The sequence below is a fragment of the Kitasatospora sp. NPDC091257 genome (genome assembly GCF_044757675.1).
Classification (GTDB): domain Bacteria; phylum Actinomycetota; class Actinomycetes; order Streptomycetales; family Streptomycetaceae; genus Kitasatospora; species Kitasatospora lactacystinica.
Genome location: NZ_JBIVVI010001800.1, coordinates 1 through 1183 on the forward strand (window position 1 = coordinate 1; position 1183 = coordinate 1183).

Annotated in this window: 2 protein-coding genes; both read right to left on the minus strand. The window is 73.1% G+C overall.

Annotated features, from left to right (window positions below; all coding sequences use genetic code 11):
• A partial coding sequence (locus tag ACIQOV_RS42115) for a hypothetical protein (RefSeq protein WP_401056523.1) occupies positions 1-655 on the minus strand: 655 nt, incomplete at its 3' end.
• Between the two features lie 5 nt (positions 656-660).
• Entirely contained in the window at positions 661-1068 is a 408-nt protein-coding gene (locus ACIQOV_RS42120) for a hypothetical protein (RefSeq protein ID WP_401056525.1), read from the minus strand.
• Positions 1069-1183: the final 115 nt, after the last annotated feature.

A 1183-nucleotide genomic window follows, 5' to 3' on the forward strand; every position in this document is an offset into this window, starting at 1 on the left:
GGGAGGCCACCGCGTGGCGGGCGTCGGCGGGGGTCGGGACGGTCGGCGAGGGCTCCTCCTCGGCGTCCTCCTCGGCCTCTTCGTCGGGCTCTCGGCCGTCGGCTTCGGGGGCGGTCTCCTGGGCCGGTTCGGCGGGGGCCGATTGCTGTGCGTGGTCGGGTTTCTGGCCGAGGATCAGGGCGGCGATCACCCACAGGGTGAGGCCGCTGGTGATGGCGACCGGCGCGTAGTGGCGGACGTCGGGGACGCCGGCGAGCAGGACGGAGCAGACGACGGCGCATCCGGCGGCGACCAGGACGGGGTGCTTGGGCCGCTCGCCCAGAGCTTCGAGGGCCTTGGCGCGCTGCTCGGGATCCTTGATCTTCAGGGCTTCGGCCCGCCGCTCCTTCCAGGAGGCGAGGGTCTGGGCGTGCTCGGCCCTGGCGTCGGCGGTGCGGGCCCGGACCGGGGTGAGCAGGCGCCGGTTGCCCTGGCGCAGGGCGGTGAGGGAGAGGCCGCCGAGGTAGGGGTGCGTCGGGCGCTTGCCCTTCAGGGCTTCGAGGGCGGCGGCGCGTTCCTGGGGGTCCTCGATCTCGCGGGCGGCGGCGCGGAGCTCGCGCCAGGCGGCGAGGGTCTCGGCGTGCAGGGTGAGGTCGTCCTGGAGGTGGGTGGTCATCGGGGTCAGCCGATGAAGCTGTTGATGACGCTGCTGAGGACGGACGCGGGGATGGCCCAGAACCCGCCGGCGCTCGCGTAGAGGCTGGGGGCGATGGCCCCGCACAGGGCGTCCTTCCACGGCCGCGGCTTGAGCCCGAAGACCGCGATGGTCAGGGCGGCCGCGGTGGCGCCGGTCTGCCAGTCCCCCAGCGCCGCGTTGCCCTGAAGGGAGGCGCCCAACTGCTCGCCGATCCCGCTGAGCTGCTGGAACGCCGTGCCCGCGTTCGCGGCCAGCAGGCCGATGCCGAACGCCCAGAACGGGACCTGGTCGTCATCGATCTTGATCTTGTTCTTGCCGCGGACACCGACGTAGAGGTACATGGTCGTGACGGTGGCGGCGCCGCCGGCGCCCATCGCGATGAGGCTGCTCATGGTGGGTCTCCTTGGTGGTCTAGAGGGGGAGCGAGCTGAGGAGCGGGCCGAGGCCGGTGGCGACGACGAGACCGGAGGCGACCGGGATGCGGGTGATCACGAGGATCAGCAGGGG

Coding starts and splice junctions, on each gene's coding strand:
- ACIQOV_RS42120 (WP_401056525.1), bottom strand. CDS start 1,068: ATGAGCAGCCTCATCGCGATGGGCGCCGGCGGCGCCGCCACCGTCACG.